Consider the following 23,090-nt stretch of genomic DNA (forward strand, 5'->3'; position numbering starts at 1 on the left):
TCTCAATTTGTTCTTAAGCTTATTCATTATTCTCATAAGAGTAATATCGTAATTTTCATAAAAAAATAATAATATAATTTTCACTATTAAAGAGGTTATAAAATGAGTGACAGTAAAAATAAAATGAGTGTGCTGCAGCTTACAATCTTAACTGCAGTTAACATGATGGGCTCTGGTATCATCATGCTACCAACTAAACTTGCTCAAGTTGGTGCCCTTTCCATCGTTTCTTGGTTAATTACAGCGGTAGGCTCCATGGCTCTTGCTTACGCCTTCGCAAAATGTGGTATGTACAGCCGTCGTAGCGGCGGTATGGGTGGTTACGCAGAATACTCCTTCGGTAAAGCTGGTAACTTCCTTGCTAACTATACTTATGGTGTTTCCCTTTTAATTGCTAATATCGCTATTGCAATCTCTGCAGTAGGTTATGGTGCAACATTTATGAATGCTGACCTTTCTCCTTTCATGACTGGTATGTGGACTATTTTTACTCTTTGGTTAGCAACTGTACTTAACTTCGGTGGTGCTAGCATCACTGGTAAAGTATCTAGTGTAACTGTATGGGGCGTTATTGCACCAGTATTCGTAATCTCTACTGCTGGTTGGTTCTTCTTCTCTGGCGATATGTACATGGCTAACTGGAATGTTAACAACATGCCTTTCGGTGAAGCTGCTACTAACTCCATCGCAATGACATTATGGGCATTCCTTGGTCTTGAATCTGCTTGTGCTAACTCTGATGCTGTTGATAATCCTGAAAAGAACGTACCAAAAGCCGTACTTGGTGGTACTTTAGGTGCTGCGATTATCTACATCTTGTCTACTAACATTATGTTTGGTATCGTTCCAGCTCCAGAACTTGCTAATAGCTCTGCTCCTTTCGGTTTAGCATTTGCTAAAATGTTCAACCCAACTATCGGTCAAATCGTAATGGGCCTTATGGTTATGTCCTGCTTCGGTTCTTTACTTGGCTGGCAGTTCACTATTGCTAACGTATTCAAACAATCTTCCGACGTTGGTTACTTCCCTAAATTATTCAGCAAAGTAACTTCTAAAAACGCTCCAATCGTTGGCATGGTAACTATTACTATTATCCAATCCTTAATGAGCTTAATGACAATTAGCCCTTCCTTGAACGAACAGTTCGAAACTCTTGTAAACTTAGCCGTTGTTACTAACATCATCCCTTACTTATTATCCATGGGTGCTCTTGTAGTAATTATGAAATCTGCAGATAAATTAGGTAGCGAATTAAGCACTACTACATTCATCGCTTTCATCGGCTCCTTATACAGCTTATATGCTCTATATGCTTCCGGTTTCGAAGCTATGACATACGGTTCCATCGTTACTTTCATCGGTTGGACTTTATATGGCTTCGTTTCTGATCGTTTCGATTTAGAATCGGGCAAAAAATTTAATGCTGAAAACTAATCAGTAAAACTAAAGCCCCTGACTATGGTCAGGGGCCTTTTTATTTATAAAATTATAATACAAAAAGAAAAGCCTCGAGGTATTCCTCGGGGCTTTTCTTTAATCAATGTTTTCTTATTTACTAGTCTCTTAGTTTATGACTATACGTCCTTACTCAATGACTAATGAGTAATTTATTTAACTAATCCTGCAGAAACTAAATAATTATGAGCTACTTCTTCAGGGCTTTTATGTTCTACGTCGACTTCATAGTTAAGTTCTTGCATTGTTTTTGTATCTAGTTTTTCCATCATTTGGTTAATTAATGGTTCTAAGTCTGGATGTTCTTCTATAACTTCAGCACGAATCAATGGTACGCCATAGTATGGAGGGAAGAATTGTTTATCATCTTCAAGTACTGTAAGACCATATTTTTTCAAAAGGCCATCTGTAGAGAACGCATCTACTACTTGCACAGTACCATTCTCTAAAGCTACATAACGAGTCGCGCCATCAATGCCTTTAGCATCTTTAAAGGTAAAGCCATAGGCTTTATTAACACCGGCTAAACCATCTTCACGATTTAAGAATTCTAATGTTGTCCCTGCATTTAGATTAGAGCCAACACGCGCTAAATCACTCATTTTAGTTAAATTATATTCTTTAGCTAAGTCTTCACTAACTGCTAGTGTATAGGTATTACTAAATGGAGCGGCCTCTAGCATGGAAATATTAGCAGCATCTGCAAGTTCTGCCTTAGACTCCTCATATACGGCCTTAGCATCACTTTTAGGTGTATGTTTAAGCATATCTACATACACAGTACCGGTATACTCAATGTACGCATCTAAGTCATCACTCTTCATAGCACTATAGAGAACCTGTGTGCCACCAGCACCTAAATGACGCTCTACTTTAAGATCTGTATTTTTTTCAATCATTTCACTGAGCATATTACCTAAAATAAGCTGTTCTGTAAACTGTTTACTACCTACGCGAATAACATTCTTATCTTTTGCCAATGCGCCATATGCGCTAGTGCCTAATAATACCACTACTAATGCTGCCACTACGCCAACAATCCATTTTTGACGTTTACGGCTACTCAATACTTTTTCTTTATTGCCAATCAGGTTAGGCTGTAAGCTCACTGGTGTTACTAATGCTTCCACATAGGATAAAATCCAGTCAATAAAAAGGGCTAAAATACAGGCTGGTACAGCCCCTGCCATAATCATGCCATTATTAACGGAGGAAATACCACTAAATACTAAAAAGCCTAATCCACCGGCACCAATAAAGGCAGCAATCGTCATAAGACCTACGGCAGTAACTGCTGAAATTCGTACCCCTGCCATAAGAACTGGCAAAGTTAAAGGCAATTGTACGCGCCACAAAATTTGTGCCCTAGTCATACCAATCCCCTTAGCAGCCTCAATAGTGCCAGGCTTAATTTGACTAATACCAATATAGGTATTTTTAACGATGGGCAATAAGGAATAAAGAAATACAACGATAACCGCCGGCAAAGTACCAATCCCTAATAGCGGAATAGCAAAACCTAATAATGCCATACTTGGCACTGCTTGAATTAAATTAGTGGCTCCCATGATAGGCTTATTTAAGGATTTTACATAACTAATCATAATCCCCAAAGGAACCCCCACTAAAATAGCTAAGCCTACGGCTACAGCAGTGAGTCGAATATGTTCTAGTAGCAAGGATCCGACTTGATTGTAGTTTTGAATCATATAATCAAAAATACCCATATTACACCACCTCCGCTTCATCTAAATAATGACTACCGAAAGTAGCAAATAAGCTACTTTGCGTAATCACACCTGCTACGCATTCATTTTCATCTAATACAAGCATATGTGGACGATGCAAGGTTTTAATCGTATTGAGTACATCAATGAGAGAATCCCCTATATGTGCCACGGCCTTAGGCTGCGCCATAATATCTGATACAGGCCCTTGTAAGCTATCTTGCTCACGAATCATGCGGGCATTAACTAAACCGCGGAAATTATGGGTAAAACGATCAACTACAATGAGATAATCTTGTGGAATATCCTTAATTTTCTTCATACAGCGTAACAAGCTATCTGAAGGATAAGCTAAATTATTAGCCTCTACCATGATATCCTCTGCCTTAATAAATTCAGGAGAATTCCAAATACGGTTTTTACCGATAAAGCTTTCCACATAAGGTGTAGCAGGATTACGTAAAATCTGCTCAGGTGTATCATATTGTTCTACATAGCCTTCACGCATTAAACAAATACGATCTGAAATCTTAATCGCTTCATCCATATCATGTGTGACGAACACGATTGTCTTCTTAACATTTTCCTGTAAACTGCGCAATTCATCTTGCAATGTCACCCTTGTAATTGGGTCAATAGCAGAAAATGGTTCGTCCATCAAAATAACTTCCGGATCAACAATTAAGGCGCGGGCTACACCAACACGTTGTTGCTGACCACCGGATAATTCTACAGGATAGCGATCTAGCAAATCTCTATGTAAGCCTACTAAATCCATCATTTCATTGATTTTTTCAGTACGACCTTCTTGTGGAAATTTATGTAAATCAAGTACTAAATCTAAGTTCTTACGAATCGTTAAATGAGGAAATAAACCCGTTTGCTGAATTACATAACCAATTTTTCGTCTCAATTCAACCGGATTCATTTTATACACATCATCACCATTAACCAAAATTTGACCTGATGAAATAGGAATTAATCGGTTAATCATTTTAAGTAACGTTGTTTTACCACAACCACTACCACCAATGATGGATACAATTTCACCTTTTGGAATCGTAAGCGTTATATCATGTAGTACTTCTTTTTTTCCATAGCGTTTCTTAATATTTTTAAATTGAATCATATAAGACCTCCCTAAGTCCAATCCATATGAATTACCAAATAATATAGGCTTTCAGATGGTACCACCGTTATAGTGACACATTGAAAGCCTGTAATGACTAAATTAAATTATTGTTTTTAAGCTTTAACTATTTCAGTCCTCTTAAAATCAACAACCTTATAATAACATAAAGTTGTTACTTTAGTCAAATATCGATTATTTTAAATATAAAAAGCTCCTCTTACTAGAGGAGCTTTTTATTGATATTCACCATGGTATAGCAATATATTTAATTAACATGAAGCCTATTTGATTAATATATAGTGTATTAAATTCGTGTCATATGCATTTAATTAGTGTAAAGTGCTTTCAAAATATTATTCATCACCATATAAATAATGTTTTAAGCGTGCCCAACTTTCCATAGGGCCTACAAAATAAATCTCTTCCCCTGCTTTTAGGGTCGCATAGGGACCTGGAGAAATAGTCATAGCTTTGTCCTTCCCTTCAATGGCCACTACTGTAATGCCTGTGTGTTGCCATAATTGTAAGGAGCCAATGGATTGATCTAAATACTTACAATTCTCTTTAATGGCCATCTTCATGGGCTGCAATGGATTTGTATATTGATACTGTGATACCAATTGATTTAGCTTACTCACCGTATCTTTTAATTCTTTAAATCCTTCAATCTGCGCGTCAATTTGTTGTATCACATCTTTATGAAGAGAGTCTACGGAATCGAAATCATTAAATTGCATGCGAAATTGCTCGGCCTTTTCTTTAGATAGGACGGTGCAGCCACTGCCCTTAGTTACAGCTACAATACCTAAATCAGCCAATAAGGCTATAGCGCGCCGCGATGTTACCGGCGATACACCATAGTGAACGGACAAGGCAGAACGGGCAAAAATCTTTTCCCCCTCCTCATAGCCCCCTGATACAATTTTACCAGCCACATCAGCTGCAATTTGCAAATAACGGGCTGTCTTGATGCTTTTAGGCTTACTCACATTATCACCTCTTTATCTTAATTTTAACCTAACCTTTTTAATTATTATCCTCATCTTTTATCGTAATATTACACAGTATATATGGAAAGAAGCAGATAGCTAAAGACTATCTGCTTCCTTTTATCTCCTAAATAGAACCATCAGCACAGCAACTCTACTCAAATGACTATGTCTTCTTGTACCAAATTGCTACTACCAGTACCTATTTACTTAATCTAATTATTCCCCTTTAAGGCCTAAGATCGCATTAACAAAGCCTTTGAATAAAGGATGGGCATTTGTTGGGCGAGATTTCAATTCAGGATGGAATTGAACACCTACGAAGAATGGATGATCAGCGATTTCCACACATTCTACTAAACGATTATCTGGAGATGTACCACTAATAATAAGACCTTTATCAGTTAAGATTTGACGGAACTCATTATTAAATTCATAGCGATGACGATGACGTTCATATACTAAATCTTCGCCATAAGCTTCGCGAACTTTAGTTCCTTCCACAGTCTTACATGGATATACGCCAAGGCGCATAGTGCCACCTTTTTTATCTACATCTACTTGATCTGGCATTAAGTCAATCACTGAATTAGCACCATTTTCATCAAACTCAGTAGAATTAGCGCTATCAAGACCTGCTACGTGACGAGCAAATTCCATAACTGCTGTCTGCATACCAAGGCAAAGACCTAAATACGGCACTTTATTTTCACGAGCGTATTGAATAGTGCGGATTTTACCTTCTACACCACGAGCACCAAAGCCACCAGGTACTACGATGCCATCTACATCTTTGTAAATCTCAGCTACATCACAATCAGATTCTTCCACTTCTTCGGAATCAATCCATTTAATATTAACCTTTGTATCCGCTGCAATACCAGCATGAGTTAAAGCTTCTGCAACGCTGAGGTACGCATCATGTAAAGCTACATATTTACCTACTAATGCGACGGTAATTTCCTTAGTTGGATGTAAAATTTTGTCTACCATTTCCTTCCAAGCTGTCATATCAGCTGGCACTTCTGGAAGATTTAATTTTTTCACTACAATGCTATCCAAGCCTTCTTCTTGCATCATAAGAGGTACTTCGTAAATCGTGCTGCAAGTTTGGTTTTCAATGACTGCATCTGGATCGATGTCACAGAATAAGGCCAATTTTTCCTTCATTTCATCGGAAATATGCTTTTCTGTACGACATACGATAATATCTGGTTGAATCCCAATGCTACGTAATTCTTTTACACTATGTTGCGTTGGTTTTGTTTTAAGTTCTCCCGCTGCATTAATATAAGGAACTAATGTTACATGAATATACAATACATCATTGCGGCCCACATCTTTTTTTACCTGACGGATAGCTTCTAAGAATGGTAAGCTTTCAATATCACCTACAGTACCGCCAATTTCCGTAATAACCACGTCTGCATTGTCTTCTTTACCTACGCGATATACATTTTGTTTGATTTCATTCGTAATATGAGGAATTACCTGTACAGTGCTACCAAGATAATCACCTTTACGTTCTTTATTAATAACGGACCAGTATACTTTACCAGCAGTTACATTAGAACGTTTACCAAGATTAATATCAATAAAACGTTCGTAATGACCTAAGTCAAGGTCTGTTTCGGCTCCGTCATCAGTAACGAACACTTCGCCATGTTGATAAGGGCTCATTGTGCCTGGATCAATATTGATATAAGGGTCAAACTTCTGAATTGTTACATTAAGGCCACGATTTTTTAAAAGACGTCCTAAGGAAGCGGCTGTAATGCCCTTGCCTAAGGAACTAACAACGCCACCAGTTACGAAAATATACTTTGTTGCCATGATTCCTCCCAAAGCGATAAACCAAATGAATATAAAACCGTTCTATACATTACATCTTTTCCGGTGCAGAAATGCCTAAAATATCAAGACCATTGTAAAGCACAAAGGAAATAGCCGTAATAAGACCTAAACGAGCTTGTTGTAATTCTTTTTCTACACCCATAATACGACCTTGTTTGTAGAATGAATGGAATAAACTTGCCAAATCATATAAATAGCGCGCAATGCGATGTGGCGCACGATGCTCAGCAGCGGAGCGAATTTCTTCTGGATAGGAAGCCAGTTTCTTGATAATATCTAATTCGATTTCGCTAGTTAAGGCGCCAAAATCTACATTAGCCCAATCACCAAAGGCAATGCCAGCTTCTTTAGCTTGACCAAAAATACTATGAATACGCGCATAGGCATATTGAATATAGTATACTGGGTTCTCATGACTCTTAGATTTAGCTAAGTTAATGTCGAAATCCAATTGACTATCAAGAGAACGCATCAAGAAGAAATAACGAGCTGCATCAACACCTACTTCTTCGATTAACTCATCAAGTGTAACGGATTGGCCCGTACGCTTAGACATTTTTACCAATTCACCATCACGATATAAGGACACCATCTGTAATAGTAAAATTTCAAGGCGATCTGGATTATAACCTAATGCCTGCATGGATGCTTTTACACGAGTAATATAACCATGATGGTCAGCACCCCAAATGTTAATCATTTTCTTAAAGCCCCGTTCAAATTTATTGCGATGGTACGCAATATCGGATGCTAAATAAGTAGGTTCCCCATTATCGCGAATCACTACGCGGTCCTTATCATCGCCATAGCGAGTCGAAGCAAACCAAAGAGCGCCGTCCTTTTCATATACATCGCCTGTATCTTTTAAGAACTGAATCGCCTTATTTACTTCACCTGTACGATGTACCGAGCGTTCGCTAAACCAGTTATCAAAAGTGACATGGAAATTGCGAAGTGTTACACGAAGAGCATTTAATTTTTCAGTTAAGCCATATTCTTTAAAAAATGGCAAACGTTCATCTTCATTGAGCACTGCAAAGAAATCACCGCGCCAATTAATGAGACTTTGTGCTGTTTCTACAATGTCTTGACCATGGTAGCCATTTTCAGGGAACTCATTTTTAAGGTCCAATAACTCTAAGTAACGAGCATTGATGGATTTAGCTAAATTGTCAATCTGATTGCCCGCATCATTGATGTAGAATTCAGATTGTACATTGTACCCAGCAGCGCGAAGCAAATTAACTAAGGCACTGCCATACGCTGCGCCACGACCATGACCAACATGAAGTGGCCCCGTTGGATTAGCACTTACATATTCTACCTGTACAGTATCGTCTTCACGAGTCTCCTGATTACCAAAGGAAGGCCCTTGAATCAATACATTCTTCAAGGTATCATATACTAAATCTGATTTTACAAAGAAATTAATGAAGCCCGCACCAGCTCGTTCTGCTTTGTCAAGCCAATCAAAATCCATATATTCAATAATAATATCTGCAATCGCTGCTGGACTCATGCGTGCTACACGAGCAGATTGCATGGCAATATTAGAGGAAAAATCGCCGAATTCTTTTTGTGGTGGCACTTCAAGTACTACCTCTGGGTATTCACCAGCTGGCAACTTGCCTGCTTCTAATGCGGCCTGTAAGGCGCTTTCAATTCCTTGTTTGAGCTTGTCTTTCATCTCCATACTCTGTATCCTCCTCTAATGTAATGTCCAGTTGATTGTAGAATTGCCATTCTCCACCAACAGAAATATCATAACCCAAATGAACTTGGCCAAGACCATCTTCTATTTGCACATCTAATTCATGTGTTTTAATCCCCATGTGAAGTTCTCCGAAAGGTGTTTCCACCACAGTTTGCTTCATTTCGCCTAGCACATATTCATGACGCATAGACAAATTGCCATTTCGAATCAGTATCATCGACGCGGGTTTAATCTTAATCGTCGTATGTACACCTTCTAAGCCTGTAACTTCACTTTCATTATATAAAATGTATTTCACATTGTTTTTTTCGTGATACTCGCCCGGTGATACTAATTCCACCACCGTATCCTTGCCACTCGCATCACGCTGAATGCTTTTTAGCCCTACTAAAACGCGCCTCATTGCGTTCCTCCATCTCAATGTTTCAATCAGTTAATTATACCATATTTAAGCTTGAAATTTAAGGATTTTTCTGTGCTGCAAAGGCTGCCTTAAGGGCTCTTTTTTGGTCCCGTGGCATACGCTTCACTTGATACTCCATGGATTGGGCATCTTGCTTTTTAGAAAAACTGGTATACCACACCAACGTGACCGGTCGCCGCCCCCTTGTATACTTAGCACCACCAGGGACTTCACCATTATGGGCCTTCACGCGATGGTCTAAATCCATAGTCCAACCAGTGTACAAAGAACCATCAGCGCACTCAACCATATAGGTATAATACTGTTCGCTTTTTTTCTCTTCCATATGGGCCCCCTCCTAAAACTCAAACTCTCTTTATATAATCTCTAACTATATTATAAATATACTTTCATAACTCTACTTTAAACATAGGCACTCGCCTTATTTTCTAATACGTACACTCTTATGCTTTATTTGCCATCCTCACCCAGCGGTTCTAATGTAATAGATTTAATAGTAACTGGGGTTAATGGTTTGTCTTTTTTATCTGTTGGCACCTTACCGATTTTGGCCACTACATCCATTCCTTGGGTAACAACACCAAAAATTGTATGTTTGTTATCTAACCAAGGGGTGGGCCCTAAGGTAATAAAGAATTGTGCATTACCTGTATTAGGTCCACGGTTTGCCATGGCCAATAATCCCATTTTATTAAAATGTAAATCATTAGAAGATTCATCAGGGATTGTATAGTCAGGGCCGCCTTTGCCATTATCGCCGCCTTGAATCATAAAATCATCAATAACACGATGAAAATCTAAGCCATTGTAATAGCCTGATTTAACTAAATAATCAAAATTTTTCACCGTAATGGGCGCTTTAGAGCCATATAAGCGAACTTTAAATGTACCTTCAGATGTTTCAAAAATGGCATAATGATCTTTAATAGGGGTCGCATCAAAACTAGGTGCTTTGCTTTCTGTTTGCTCTGCTCTAGCTGTATTAGCTGCACTAGAGTCTGTTTGCGTAAAACTACAAGCGCCCACAACTGTTAATACAATTAATAAACTGGCCATAATCACCCAGCGAAATCGTGTAAACGATGTATTACGCACTGCCCGTCTCTCATTACGTCCTATTTTATTCTCATTACGTCGTTTCATATTTGCCTCTATCTAAAATATACACCATATCATATATAAAAACCGCTCACAAATCATGAGCGGTATTCTTGACATTTAATTATAGCATATAAAGTTATTTTGTCCAACCCTTTGCATTTTCACATTTTGAAAATAACAAGCGGTTAGCACCTCATATAAAGCTTAACCCCTTTTGAAAAAACAATCTATTAGTACATCATATGAAGCTGAAATTCTTTTAAAAAGAGAACGCTGTTAATACCTCATGTGAAGCTTACAGCCTTTTGAGACGAACAATCTCTAGCACATCATATAAAGCCTAAGTCCTTACAGGCTTTATAAATGCCATCATGTTTACAATCATCCGCCACATAATCGGCCTTTGCCTTTAATTCATCGCGCCCATTCCCCATGGCTACTTTGAACCAATCAGGACTAAACATAGATAAATCATTATAACCATCGCCAAATACAACAACCTGGCTCGGATCCATCTCATAATAAGGCAACATCCGGCGAATTCCCTCCCCTTTGACCATCGGTTCAAAGAGAATACAATTCTCTCCATAGCGAATTAAATCAGAACTCATATGAATAACATCCTTCGCCTTTTCCTCTTCAGGGGTCATAAAGGCAAAGATTTTATAAAAATGTTCAACTTGGCGATAATCAAAGTTTGGATTATATATATTTTTCATTACATCCCAGCCAGGATGCCAATCAATCACCTCTTTATAAGGGGTAACACGGACAAACTCATTCGTATCAGTAATGGCCCAATAAATCTGTTTTTCTTCTAAATGGGCAATATAATCAACACAGGCCTCGCGATCCATGCCTTCCATGAAACGTATTTCATTTTCAATGGTGCCACTGCGTCCACCATCGGCAACAAAATCAGTTAACCCGGCCATCTCGGCAAACCGACTTGCATCTACCTGCAAGCGTCCAGTGGCCAGCGCCACTTGATGACCTTTTTGTTCCAATCGGCGCAGCGTATCTAAGGCACTTTCTGGAATAATGCCATCAGGCCATACGGCTAAGGTATTATCAATATCAAAAAAGAAAAATTTTTTCTCCATTCGTCCTTCTTTCATCAACACATAGACTTCTAAATATAATTACATAAGATGCTAAATATAATTACATAGGATTCTAACGCTTTATAATACTATATAATATACTAAGCTTTATCGCGCCCCGACATGAGCTTAAAACGCTCTTTTTGCTTTACTTCTGGATATTTCTCGTGGTCTACGGGACTGGCAAACATAGCAAGGGGTCTAATATAGGTCTTGCGCTCCCCATATAATTGCTGATACACCACAAAAGGTTCGCCCGTTTCTGAATGAATCGCAATGTCTTTTACATAATAATACATGCCTTTAAAATGACGATACAAGCCGCCTACAACAATTTCCTGCATTTGTAACCTCCAGGAATATACCAACTACACGCCTAAGGACTCCGCCTTGGAGACCTTGGGCCTCTCGAACACATCTTTTATGATTATTGTACCATACGCCGCACATATCAAAAAGAATATATAAAAAATTCTAAAATAAAAGCTCCTCACCGTACTAGGGCCACATTCCTAAAGTTAGAACCTAATCTAACATTAGAAACATGGCTTCTATTACAATGAGAAGCTCCTATTTTTATATAAAATTACCCAATTTAGACAATGTAACTTATTTTTTTAGCCAAGACATTAATCCGCGAAGTTCTGCACCTACTTTTTCACATTCATGATTAGCAGCCTTCTCACGTTCTGCATATAATTTCTTAAAGCCCCCTTTGTAATCAGCCAAGAATTCATCAGCAAATGCACCTGATTGAACGTCTGCTAAAATGTTCTTCATCGCTGCTTTTGTATCATCAGTAATGATTTTAGGACCTGTTACATAATCGCCATACTCAGCTGTATTGGAGATGGAATTACGCATAGTTTGGAAGCCCCCTTCATAGATTAAATCTACGATTAATTTCATTTCATGAATGGCTTCAAAATACGCATTAACTGGATTATAGCCAGCTTCTACTAAAGTTTCAAAACCAGCTTGCATCAAGGCACAAACGCCACCGCAAAGTACAGCTTGTTCACCAAATAAATCGGTTTCAGTTTCTTGGCGGTAAGTTGTTTCAAGAATACCTGCACGGCCAGCGCCAATCCCTGCGGCCCAAGCTTTTGCAACTTCCATAGTATCCCCTGCTGGATCTTGTTCTACCGCAACTAAGCTAGGCACCCCACTGCCTTCGGTAAACGTACGGCGTACTAAATGACCAGGGCCCTTTGGTGCTACCATGAAAATATTAGCATCCGCTGGTGGCACGATTTTTTTATAATGAATATTAAAACCATGGGCAAAGGCTAAATACACACCTTGCTTAAGATTAGGTGCAATATCTTTTTCATAGGTTTCTGCTTGTAATTCATCTGGAATCAACACCATAACTACATCAGCACCTTTTACCGCATCAGCAGTTGTCTTTACAGGAAGTCCGGCGGCTTGGGCGGCTTGCCAAGATTTTGAACCTTCCCGAAGCCCCACAGTTACATCCATACCATTGTCCTTAAGATTAAGAGCATGGGCATGACCTTGTGAACCATAACCAAGCACCGTGATTTTCTTACCTTTTAATGCATTTAAATTACAATCTGCGTCATAATATACTGCTGTTCCAAAAATGTTTCCTGCCATGATAAATTCCTCCTAAATCTCTCTTCTAATTTCTCTTCCAATCTCTCTTGACCCTCTATAAACCTATACAGGATGCGGCTTATACAAAGAGCATATCTAATTTATATTACTTGGACACTCGCCAAGATAATACCATTACATGCGATCACCACGGCTCATAGCGGTAATCCCTGTTTTAGCTATTTCCAACACACCATAGGGTTTCATAATATCCACGAAACCTCGCAATTTTTCTGTATCTCCAGTGAGTTCAATAATCAATGAAGTGGGATACACATCGAGCACATTACCTCGATATATAGTGGCAATTTGCACAATCTGTGAACGTGTTTGGTCATCGGCCTTTACTTTAATCAGCATCAATTCCCGCCGCACCACATTCTCTACAGGAAATACTTTCACTTTTACTACATCAATCAATTTATAAATCTGCTTTTGAATTTAATCCAATGTATTACTATCGGCCTCTACCGTCAAAGTAAGTCGCGCATAGCCAGGCTTGACCGTAATACCGGAGGTCATCTTCATGACTGAGTAGCCACGGCGATTAAATAGCGATAAGATTCTAGCTCCAATACCTGGCGTATTTTTTGCGATGATTAAAATCTGATGCTCATTCATTGTCAGGTACCCCCTTTTTGCCTACCATATCAGCAACCGTTTGGCCTGCCGGAATCATTGGATATACATTTTCCTCCCGTTCTACAATGCATTCAATCAATACACCCTCATCAGAATGTAAGAATTCATTGAGCTGCCTCAATTCTTCATCCCGCTTAATCTGTACAGATTTTACGCCATAGGCTTTCGCTAAGGTTTGAAACTCTGGATTAATACTTAAATCTACATAGGAATATCGCTTGTCATTAAATAATTCCTGCCACTGACGAACCATGCCCAAGAACGAATTATTTAACAGTACTATTTTTACTGGCAACTTATACTGCGTAATGAGCATAAGCTCTTGGGCCGTCATCTGAAAGCCTCCATCGCCTACAATGAGGACAACTTTCTTATGAGGAACGCTCACCTGTGCCCCAATGGCCGCTGGTAACCCAAAGCCCATCGTACCTGCACCGCCAGAGGTGATAATGGAATTAGGTTTTGTATATTTAAAATATTGCGCTGCCCACATCTGATGTTGTCCTACATCAGTAACGATAATGGCTTCACCACCTAAGCAATGATCTACATATTCAAGCACTTGTTGTGGTTTAAGAACGCCAGACTCAGAAGGCAAATAGCGCAATGCATATTCTTCTTTCCAAGCTCTTATTTGATGGACCCACGCTTCGTGCTCTGCCTTAGGAATGCCCTTATTAATAGCCCCCAATACCCGTTTAGCATCGCCTACTATAGGCACTTCAACGGCTTTATTCTTTTCAATTTCTGCTGGATCTATATCAATATGAATAACCGTAGCCGATTTACAAAACGCCGTTGGATTGCCTGCTATGCGATCATCGAAACGAATTCCTACAGCCAGTACAACATCGGCCTCATCAGTAGCAAAATTAGCTGCTGCAGTGCCATGCATGCCTAGCATGCCAAGGAATAGTTCATGATTTCCCGGAAAAGAGCCCAGCCCAAGCAAAGTATTCGTCACAGGAATCTGTGCCTTAGTAGCCAGCTCATAAAGTTCATCAGCGGCTCCACTTTTTAAAATACCTGCCCCAGCAATAATTAACGGCTTCTGAGCGCCCTTTAAGAGTTTGATAGCTTTTTTAATTTGTAATGGATGACCCTCATAATTTGGTTCATACCCTTCTAAATTAAACGGTGCTTCCAATAATTTTGTAAATTCATCACGACTAATTTGACTTACTTGTACATCCTTAGGTATATCAATCAACACCGGCCCTGGTCGTCCAGTAGTGGCAATATAATGTGCTTCACGCAGCACCCTAGGCAAATCTTGAATAGACTTTACTAAATAATTATTTTTTGTAATAGGACTTGTAATGCCCACAATATCTGATTCTTGAAAGGCGTCTTTCCCCAACAAAGAACAGCCTACTTGTCCCGTAATAGCAAGAACTGGAACCGAATCCATATGCGCCGTCATAAGCCCTGTTACTAAATTGGTAGCACCCGGTCCTGAGGTGGCTAAACATACGCCACATTGCCCTGATGCTCGTGCATAACCATCCGCTTCATGAGCAGCCCCTTGCTCATGTCTTGCAAAATAATGAGTCAAACCATCGTACTTATAGATTTCATCATAAATAGGAATGACAGCGCCCCCAGGATAGCCAAATATATGGCGAATTCCAATGTGATGTAATGTTTCTAATACGATGCGTGCCCCATTAATCATCTCTCTACTCATGCCGACACATCCTTCCTCTTCTCTCTCAACTCAAGTTAATATAGTATTTCAGCGAAGTGCTGTGTCTTGCACAACGCGTTTTCGCTTCCTGTTCCCCCTAATTCAGTGGCTGCTCCCCAGTCTAACTCATTCAGTCACTTCATATTCATGTACATCATTAGAATTATCGCGATAAATCTCATATCCTTCATCATATAAAGCCTTGGTTATGCGATCAATATGTTCTTCCCCATTTGTTTCTACGGTAACGCGTAACTCCACTTCATGAAAGCGATCTAGATTTTTAAACTGATTATGTTCAAGTTTAATTACATTAGCATTTTGCTCTGCCAAAATACGAGATACATTGACTAATTGCCCTGGCTTATCTGGCAAATTCACAGAAAAGGTAAAGATACGTCCTCTCACAATGAGCCCCTTTGTAATCATAGATGCAATAGTAAGTACATCTATATTGCCACCGCTTAGGATAGAAACTACTTTTTTACCTTTTTCTTTGAGCTTTTTTAATCCCGCAATGGAGAGGAGCCCTGCATTTTCCCCTACGATTTTATGCTTTTCAGCAACCATCAAAAAGGCTTCCATCAGTTCATAATCAGATACAGTTACAATTTCATCTACATATTCTTCAATATATTGTAAGGTTACATCACCAATCTGTTTAACTGCTGCGCCATCAGCAATAGTACTGACGCCATCAAGTGTGACTACATGATGAGCTTTCAAGGAAGCGCTAGCACTGGCCGCTCCAATGGGCTCTACACCAACAATCTTAATGGATGGATTCTTGAGCTTTGCCGCCGCTGCTACGCCTGCAATAAGACCGCCACCACCAATAGGAACAAGTAATATATCCGCATCAGGTAATTCTTCTAAAATTTCAAGTGCTATGGTCCCTTGTCCTTCAATCACATCCTCATCATTGAAAGGATGAACAAATACATAGCCGTTTTCCTTTTGTAAATCTACGGCTTTTTGATAAGCCTCATCATATACTTCGCCAGCTAATACAACATCTGCGCCATATTGCCTAGTTGCCTCTACCTTGATGAGTGGACTAGGTTTTGGCATTACAATGACTGCCTTAGTACCTAGTCGTTGTGCTGCCAAAGCCACCCCTTGCGCATGATTACCTGCCGAAGAAGCAATAACACCGCGCTGTTTTTCATCTTTAGACAATTTAGCGATTTTATTATAAGCACCACGTAATTTAAAGGATCCAGTACGCTGCAAGTTTTCTGGCTTAATATACACATCATTGCCACTTTCTTTGGAGAATACAGCACTGTGAATTAACTTGGTTTTCACCGCCACTGTCCCCAAACGTTCCCTTGCTTCTATAAAATCATATAAACTTAACATCCTACCTAATCCTTTCTCTCTTCTCTTTTCTCTCTTCGCGCTTCTCTATTTGGGCTGCCCTCTTCTCTCTGCACGTCTCGCGCTACGCGGTATTTTTTAACTCCGTTAACTAGTAAAATCCACGCTTTCAACTATTGATATTCATATCCTTAGCCACCAATATTCATATTCTCAACTAGTAATGTTTACAGCCTCCACTACTAAGGTCTATGATTGCAGCTCTTAATCTTCATATATTTCAATAGCCCCTTGTGCAGCTGAAGATACATGAGCTGCATATTTCTTCAAATAGCCTGTAACTTGTGGCTTATACGGTTTTAATTGAGCTTTACGACGAGCAATTTCCTCAGAGCTAAGACGCACTTCTAATTTTCTATTAGGAATATCAATATCAATGATATCCCCTTCTTCAACGATACCAATGGTTCCGCCAGAAGCGGCTTCAGGTGATACATGACCAATCGATGCGCCTCGAGTCGCCCCTGAGAAACGACCATCTGTAATTAAAGCTACATCTTTACCTAATCCCATACCTGTAATCGTAGATGTAGGGGTTAACATTTCACGCATTCCTGGCCCGCCTTTAGGACCTTCATACCGAATTACCACTACATCACCAGCTACAATCTTACCACCCATAATAGCGGCTACAGCGTCTTCTTCATTATTGAATACTCGCGCCGGTCCACTATGAACTAGCATTTCTGGGTCCACGGCACCGGCTTTTACAACCGAGCCATCAGGTGCTAAATTACCTTTTAATACGGCAATCCCGCCAGTACTATATACGGGATCATCCCACCGATGAATTACATTTTCATCAAGTACCTTCGCGGCCTTAGCAATATCACCTTGTGCTACAAGCGCTACCGTTTGTGCCTCTTCATGAAGTCTATTATTCATAGCCAAACGATGAAGTACCGCGGAAATGCCCCCTGCTGCATATAAGTCTTCAATAAAATATGACCCCGATGGAGATAGTTTAGCTAGTTGTGGTGTTACTTCTGCGATAGCATTGAAATCATCTAAGGTAAGCTCTACCCCTGCTTCATGTGCCACAGCAGGTAAGTGAAGCGCTGTATTAGAGGAACCGCCAAGAGCCATATCTACAGCTACAGCATTTTCAAAGGCTTCGCGAGTCATGATTTGACAAGGTCTTACATCAGCTTTAAGAACCTCCATAATCTGCATCCCTGCCCGTTTAGCTAAACGTGTTCGTTCTGCATATACAGCAGGAATGGTACCATTACCAGGTAGGGCCATTCCCAAAGCTTCCGTCAAGCAATTCATCGTATTGGCTGTATACATGCCAGAGCAGGAGCCACAAGTTGGACAAGCCACATCTTCTACTTCAGCTAATTCTTCCTCAGTCATGAGCCCGGCTTCAACTTTGCCAACCGCTTCAAATACATCGCTAAGTCCAATTTTTTTGCCCTTATAGGTACCGGCTAACATAGCACCACCGCTAACAAAAATGGAAGGTATATTGAGTCGAGCTGCCGCCATGAGCATACCTGGCACGATTTTATCACAATTAGGAATGAAGACGAGTCCATCAAATGGTGTTGCCATAGCAGTTGCTTCTATGGAGTCAGCCACGATTTGACGTGTTACTAAGGAATACTTCATGCCAATGTGATTCATAGCCGTACCATCGCAAATTCCAATCGTGTTAAACTCCATTGGAATGCCACCGGCTTCACGAATCCCATCCTTAACGGCTTGCACTAGATTGCGTAAGTGCATATGACCAGGAATGATTTCATTAAACGAATTGGCAATGCCGATGACAGGCTTACCGATTTCTTCATTAACAAATCCTAGTGCCTTGAGTAATGATCTATGTGGCGCTCTCGCCACCCCTTTTGAAAAATTATCGCTCCGTTTCATTAGTCTCTCTCCTTTATCGAATTAATCTTGACGCTTGCCAACTAGCGTCTTACTCATCTTTCTCAATTCCCTTGCCTTGAAGTCTCTCACCTCTTCAAAGCCTCTCTCTCTTCTTTCTCAATTTCCTCGCCTTGAAGTCTCTCACTTCTTCAAAGCCTCTCTCTTCTTTCTCAATTTCCTTACTTTGAAGTCTCTCACCTCTTCAAAGCCTCTCTCTTCTTTCTCAATTTCCTCGCTTTGAAGTCTCTCACCTCTTCAAAGCCAGCTGAAATGCCTATCTCCGTAAACTCTTTTTTAGCTCCTTTGATTAATAAAAAAAGACGATTCCTAGGAATCGTCTTAAAAGTCGTTATAACAATATGAGGATGTGTTTAAAAAATCATACTACAGCACGCCTATACTCACTATTAACTTGCTAAGCCAATGCATGTTGCATCGGGAGTATAGGGAAATGATTCTTTAAAACCTTCAAGACGAAGCCTGTTAAGTTTTGTTCATTTCTAATGGCAATAATGTCAATAATCACCAGCAAGCTAATAATGACTAAAACAACTGTTAACATGACTTCTTCTCCTTTCCTCTACTTTATACTACGACGGATTATACTTAATTTAATCAACCCAACGCAATTTCGAATGAGTACATCACCATATATGTAAATCGCTTCTTAATTGCGTATGAATCATCATACTAGGATTTACATCGCCAAAAATTCTTTACCGAGAAAACTACTGTTCACTCTAAATGAATTGTTCCACTGCAAGTGTATCCATGTCCATTATATTAGCACTCTTATGAGAAAAATGCAACACTTTTTTACAATTTTTTTTGATTTTCTTAAAAAAAGACACTAACTTCATTAATCATAACAATTTAACAAAGTTAGTGTCTTTATAATATGAATTAACAACTGGTAACCTAAAATACCATCCTATTAACTTAATTTGAGGACCTTCATAATGATATCCGTAATGATGTTCCTACAGGTCACGTCCTACATAGCACATCCTACATGGTATGTCCTACATAATACCTCTTACGAATTCACCTGTTCTCCCCTAAGTTCTTTGGCTAATACACTGTGCTTACGACTGTAAAACACATAGATAAGAGCCCCTAACAAACTCCACGCAGTAAAGAGCTCAATAGTATGAGCAGATAATTGGGAAAATACGAAACCGCAGAATAAAATCGCTAACGGCGCCACAATATATACAGAAGGGCAACGGAAATCGCGCTTCACATCAGGATATACACGGCGAAGTACCATAATACCTAAAGAAGCACACATAAACGCAAAGAGCGTACCGGCCGAGCACATTTCAGCCACAATATGAATCGGTGTAAATCCTGAAATAAGTGCCACCACCGTACCTACAACCAGCGTGATAATGTGAGGCGTATGATATTTAGGATGAATTTTACAGAGCCCCTTAGGAATTAATCCATCCCGACTCATGGCAAAAAAGGCTCTAGTTTGTGCATAAATCATAACCAACAATACGGTGGACAACCCACAAAGCGCCCCCGTTCCTACAATGGCAGAACCTGCACGAGAGCCCACATATTCAAGTACATAGGTAGCTGGTGCTGCCGTATCTAATTGTGGGTACGGTACAACACCGGTCATAACGGCACTGACGGCAATATACAAAATCGTACAAATAACTAATGACGCAATAATGCCAACTGGCATATCGACTTTAGGATTTTTAGTTTCTTCCGCTGCTGTAGCTAACGCATCTACACCTAAATAAGCAAAGAAGAGTATAGCCGTTCCCGCTGTTACACCTTGCCAACCATAAGGTAGGAAAGGCTCCCAATTAGCTGGATCTACATGAGGCGCCGCTAAGAAAATAAACAAGAAAATCGTGGCGATTTTTATCAAAACCAACACGCGATTCACTCTAGCACTTTCACGAATCCCCAACACAAGCAATAAGGTAGCAAACATAACGACAATAACAGCTGGTAAATTTACAATGCCTCCATCATGAGGCACCGCCGTTAGCTCTCTAGGTAAATCAATACCGGCAGCATGTAGAATGCCCACTAAATAAGCCGACCAGCCGCCAGCTACGGCACTGGCACCAACGGAATATTCCAATACTAATCCCCAGCCGACCCACCAGCCGAAGAATTCGCCTAAGGACGCATATGTATAAGTATATGCACTTCCTGATACCGGCAGCATGGATACGAGCTCTGCATAAGCTAAGCATACAAAGGCACAAGTAATCGCTGCCAACACAAAGGAAAGCATAAGGCCTGGCCCAGCATAATCAGCTGCACCAATCCCTGTTAACACAAAAATGCCCGTCCCAATAATTACGCCTAAACCTAATAAGGTTACATCAAAAGCGCTGAGGGCACGGGTTAGTTTTTTCTCCTCCGCCACGGCCGTTAAATCAGCCAATGGCTTCCTACGAAACCAAGTCACAATAATCCTCCTATGCTACATAACTACCTTTCTTATTATACACATAAGTACGGATTACGCCTAGAACTTATTAGCTACTTGTTTATATACGCCATAAAAAAGAGACTGTAACAACATACGGCGCTAGCCTTGTTTGCTATATTAGACCATCAAGTCCCACAGCAAATCGTCACACAGCCACCATACGTAACATTACAGCCTCTCGATTTTATTTTATATTCCTAGTATGCGCCTGTCCCCCAAGACATGCGTAATACCTTTCTCAAATAGGTATCTTCCCATACTAAATACATGTAGCAACTGCTCCTAGCAAGCTTAATTAAGCTCTACAACAGCAGCTTTCTTTACTAATGCTTTATTAATAAGACCTACAACAAAGCCCACTACAGCAAATGGTACCCAACTCATGCCTACAGCATGGAATGGTACATATTGAGCAAAGGCTTCGCCAAATGCGCCAAGACTAACACCAGCTGTTTCAGCACCACTAACAAAAGCGGCAATAAGAGTCAAGCCGATGCTCCACGCATACACACATTGACGACCATCAAACAAGCGATCTAAGAATGCAAGTGCAATGATTACAATAGTCAATGGATACAAGAACATTAACACTGGAATCGTAGACACAATGATAGTCTTTAAGCCGAACATGCCGATGAAGAAAGAGACTACAGAGAATAGTACCGCATATGTTTTATATCCCAAACCAGAGTACACGCGATTAAAATAAGTAGCACAAGATGTTACAAGACCAATACTCGTTGTCAAGCAAGCAAGTAGTACGATAATAGCCAATACAATGGCCCCTACATTACCGATTAAAATACGCGCACTGCCAGCAAGAACTGGTGCACCAGTATCTAATACACCCAATTGTTCTACACTAGTGGCCCCTAGATTTGCAATGAATACATATACAAAACCTAAGCAAGCTACGGCAATAATACCAGCTTTGAAAGTAGCAGATGTAATCTGCTCTTTTGTTTTAGCACCAGATAAGGTAACAAACTGAATCACCAAAATAGCAAATACTAAAGAGGCCAATGCATCAAGTGTGTTATAACCATCTAAGAAACCTTGAAGTACAGCTGTACTAGGTGTAGCATATTGCTCCATTGGCGCCATATAGTCACCCATTGGTGTAATCAAGGATTTGGCAATTAAAATACAAATAGTCAATAAAAGTAGCGGTGTTAATACTTTACCAATGCGGTCTACCAATTTAGCAGGGTTAATAGCCAACCACAAAGTAACCCCAAAGAAAATAGCTAATACAATGCCTTGCATTACATCGGAGCCACCATTAGCCAAGAAAGGCTTTACAGCAATTTCGTAAGATACTGTGCCTGTACGAGGGATTGCAAAGGCTGGCCCTATAGCAAGATATAAAAGTACAGTATAAATAAATCCGTACACAGGATGAACGCGACTAGCTAGGGCTTGTACGTCTTTTGAACCAGAGTAGCCCATTGCCATAACCCCTAGTAATGGCAAACCTACACCAGTAATGATGAAGCCTAAAATAGCCCACCACACATTTTCCCCTGCCTGCTGCCCCAAAGCTGCTGGGAAAATTAAGTTACCAGCTCCAAAGAATAGAGCAAATAACATGAGCCCTATAGCAATATAGGCTCGGTTGTTTAAATTAGTTTGATTGTCCATAAAAATCTCTCCTTTTTCTAATTTTAGGTTCTATTATACAACAGTTTTACAGAATGGACAATTGTATTTTTATTTATTCCCTTTAAAATTAGAATTTTAGGGAACTTATTCTTCCACCTATATGTGCCCTATACTAAGAGATGCCTTTTCTATGCCTATGCTAAAGATGTCCCTCTTATATTTATATTAAGATAACGCCCTCTTATGTTTATGATAAGACATATCATTTCTATGCCTTATAATAAGCCCTCTGTTTCGCAAGAAATAATACTTACCTTTACATCA

20 protein-coding genes are annotated in these 23,090 nt (G+C 39.7%); 1 reads left to right on the forward strand and 19 read right to left on the reverse strand.

Features of this window, described 5'->3' with window-relative positions; genetic code table 11:
* Positions 1-102: 102 nt before the first annotated feature.
* Positions 103-1,434 (forward strand): putrescine-ornithine antiporter, encoded by a 1,332-nt coding sequence (gene potE, locus Q0376_RS06480; protein WP_298705431.1) that lies wholly within the window; start codon positions 103-105, stop codon positions 1,432-1,434.
* Between the two features lie 173 nt (positions 1,435-1,607).
* On the opposite strand, the gene Q0376_RS06485 is transcribed toward potE, so the two are convergent.
* From Q0376_RS06485 to brnQ, 19 genes are all read right to left on the reverse strand, one after another.
* A complete protein-coding gene (locus Q0376_RS06485; protein WP_298705434.1) occupies positions 1,608-3,182 on the reverse strand; it encodes a glycine betaine ABC transporter substrate-binding protein in 1,575 nt (524 codons plus the stop codon).
* Position 3,183: 1 nt separating this feature from the next.
* Positions 3,184-4,311 (reverse strand): betaine/proline/choline family ABC transporter ATP-binding protein, encoded by a 1,128-nt coding sequence (locus Q0376_RS06490; protein WP_298705437.1) that lies wholly within the window; start codon positions 4,309-4,311, stop codon positions 3,184-3,186.
* A gap of 356 nt (positions 4,312-4,667) precedes the next feature.
* Complete coding sequence (locus Q0376_RS06495) at positions 4,668-5,303, reverse strand: TrkA C-terminal domain-containing protein (protein WP_298705441.1); 636 nt, start codon at positions 5,301-5,303, stop codon at positions 4,668-4,670.
* Positions 5,304-5,522: 219 nt separating this feature from the next.
* A complete protein-coding gene (locus tag Q0376_RS06500) occupies positions 5,523-7,136 on the reverse strand; it encodes a CTP synthase (protein ID WP_298705444.1) in 1,614 nt (537 codons plus the stop codon).
* Between the two features lie 49 nt (positions 7,137-7,185).
* Positions 7,186-8,850, reverse strand: coding sequence for an arginine--tRNA ligase (gene argS, locus Q0376_RS06505; protein WP_298705447.1), 1,665 nt, complete (start codon positions 8,848-8,850; stop codon positions 7,186-7,188).
* On the reverse strand, positions 8,816-9,274 hold the full coding sequence (locus Q0376_RS06510) for a DUF1934 domain-containing protein (RefSeq protein ID WP_298705450.1): 459 nt from the start codon (positions 9,272-9,274) through the stop codon (positions 8,816-8,818). The genes argS and Q0376_RS06510 overlap by 35 nt, the downstream gene beginning before the upstream one ends.
* Before the next feature lie 58 nt (positions 9,275-9,332).
* Entirely contained in the window at positions 9,333-9,620 is a 288-nt protein-coding gene (locus tag Q0376_RS06515; protein WP_298705453.1) for a GIY-YIG nuclease family protein, read from the reverse strand.
* 125 nt (positions 9,621-9,745) lie between these two features.
* Positions 9,746-10,438, reverse strand: a complete 693-nt coding sequence (locus Q0376_RS06520; RefSeq protein WP_298705456.1) for a peptidylprolyl isomerase — start codon at positions 10,436-10,438, stop codon at positions 9,746-9,748.
* A 287-nt stretch (positions 10,439-10,725) separates the two neighbouring features.
* Positions 10,726-11,499 carry an HAD family hydrolase gene (locus Q0376_RS06525; RefSeq protein WP_298705459.1) on the reverse strand — a complete coding sequence of 258 codons (774 nt, stop codon included), beginning with the start codon at positions 11,497-11,499 and terminating at the stop codon, positions 10,726-10,728.
* A gap of 101 nt (positions 11,500-11,600) precedes the next feature.
* Positions 11,601-11,843, reverse strand: coding sequence for a DUF1653 domain-containing protein (locus tag Q0376_RS06530; protein ID WP_298705462.1), 243 nt, complete (start codon positions 11,841-11,843; stop codon positions 11,601-11,603).
* Positions 11,844-12,108: 265 nt separating this feature from the next.
* Positions 12,109-13,119, reverse strand: a complete 1,011-nt coding sequence (ilvC, locus tag Q0376_RS06535; protein WP_298705466.1) for a ketol-acid reductoisomerase — start codon at positions 13,117-13,119, stop codon at positions 12,109-12,111.
* A gap of 135 nt (positions 13,120-13,254) precedes the next feature.
* A complete protein-coding gene (gene ilvN / locus Q0376_RS06540) occupies positions 13,255-13,560 on the reverse strand; it encodes an acetolactate synthase small subunit (RefSeq protein ID WP_363302992.1) in 306 nt (101 codons plus the stop codon).
* Positions 13,561-13,740: an ACT domain-containing protein gene (locus Q0376_RS06545; protein WP_298705469.1), complete on the reverse strand. Its 180-nt coding sequence runs from the start codon at positions 13,738-13,740 to the stop codon at positions 13,561-13,563. It lies immediately after the preceding gene.
* Positions 13,733-15,448: a biosynthetic-type acetolactate synthase large subunit gene (ilvB, locus tag Q0376_RS06550; protein WP_298705473.1), complete on the reverse strand. Its 1,716-nt coding sequence runs from the start codon at positions 15,446-15,448 to the stop codon at positions 13,733-13,735. Before ilvB ends, Q0376_RS06545 begins: the two co-directional genes overlap by 8 nt.
* A 126-nt stretch (positions 15,449-15,574) precedes the next feature.
* Entirely contained in the window at positions 15,575-16,810 is a 1,236-nt protein-coding gene (gene ilvA, locus Q0376_RS06555; protein WP_298705476.1) for a threonine ammonia-lyase, read from the reverse strand.
* 222 nt (positions 16,811-17,032) lie between these two features.
* Positions 17,033-18,700: a dihydroxy-acid dehydratase gene (ilvD, locus tag Q0376_RS06560; protein WP_298705479.1), complete on the reverse strand. Its 1,668-nt coding sequence runs from the start codon at positions 18,698-18,700 to the stop codon at positions 17,033-17,035.
* Between the two features lie 415 nt (positions 18,701-19,115).
* Positions 19,116-19,262 (reverse strand): hypothetical protein, encoded by a 147-nt coding sequence (locus Q0376_RS06565; protein WP_298705482.1) that lies wholly within the window; start codon positions 19,260-19,262, stop codon positions 19,116-19,118.
* Between the two features lie 474 nt (positions 19,263-19,736).
* Positions 19,737-21,140: an amino acid permease gene (locus Q0376_RS06570; protein WP_298705484.1), complete on the reverse strand. Its 1,404-nt coding sequence runs from the start codon at positions 21,138-21,140 to the stop codon at positions 19,737-19,739.
* 315 nt (positions 21,141-21,455) lie between these two features.
* Positions 21,456-22,805 carry a branched-chain amino acid transport system II carrier protein gene (gene brnQ / locus Q0376_RS06575; RefSeq protein ID WP_298705487.1) on the reverse strand — a complete coding sequence of 450 codons (1,350 nt, stop codon included), beginning with the start codon at positions 22,803-22,805 and terminating at the stop codon, positions 21,456-21,458.
* Positions 22,806-23,090: the final 285 nt, after the last annotated feature.

The organism is uncultured Veillonella sp. (genome assembly GCF_937981445.1).
Lineage (GTDB): Bacteria > Bacillota > Negativicutes > Veillonellales > Veillonellaceae > Veillonella_A.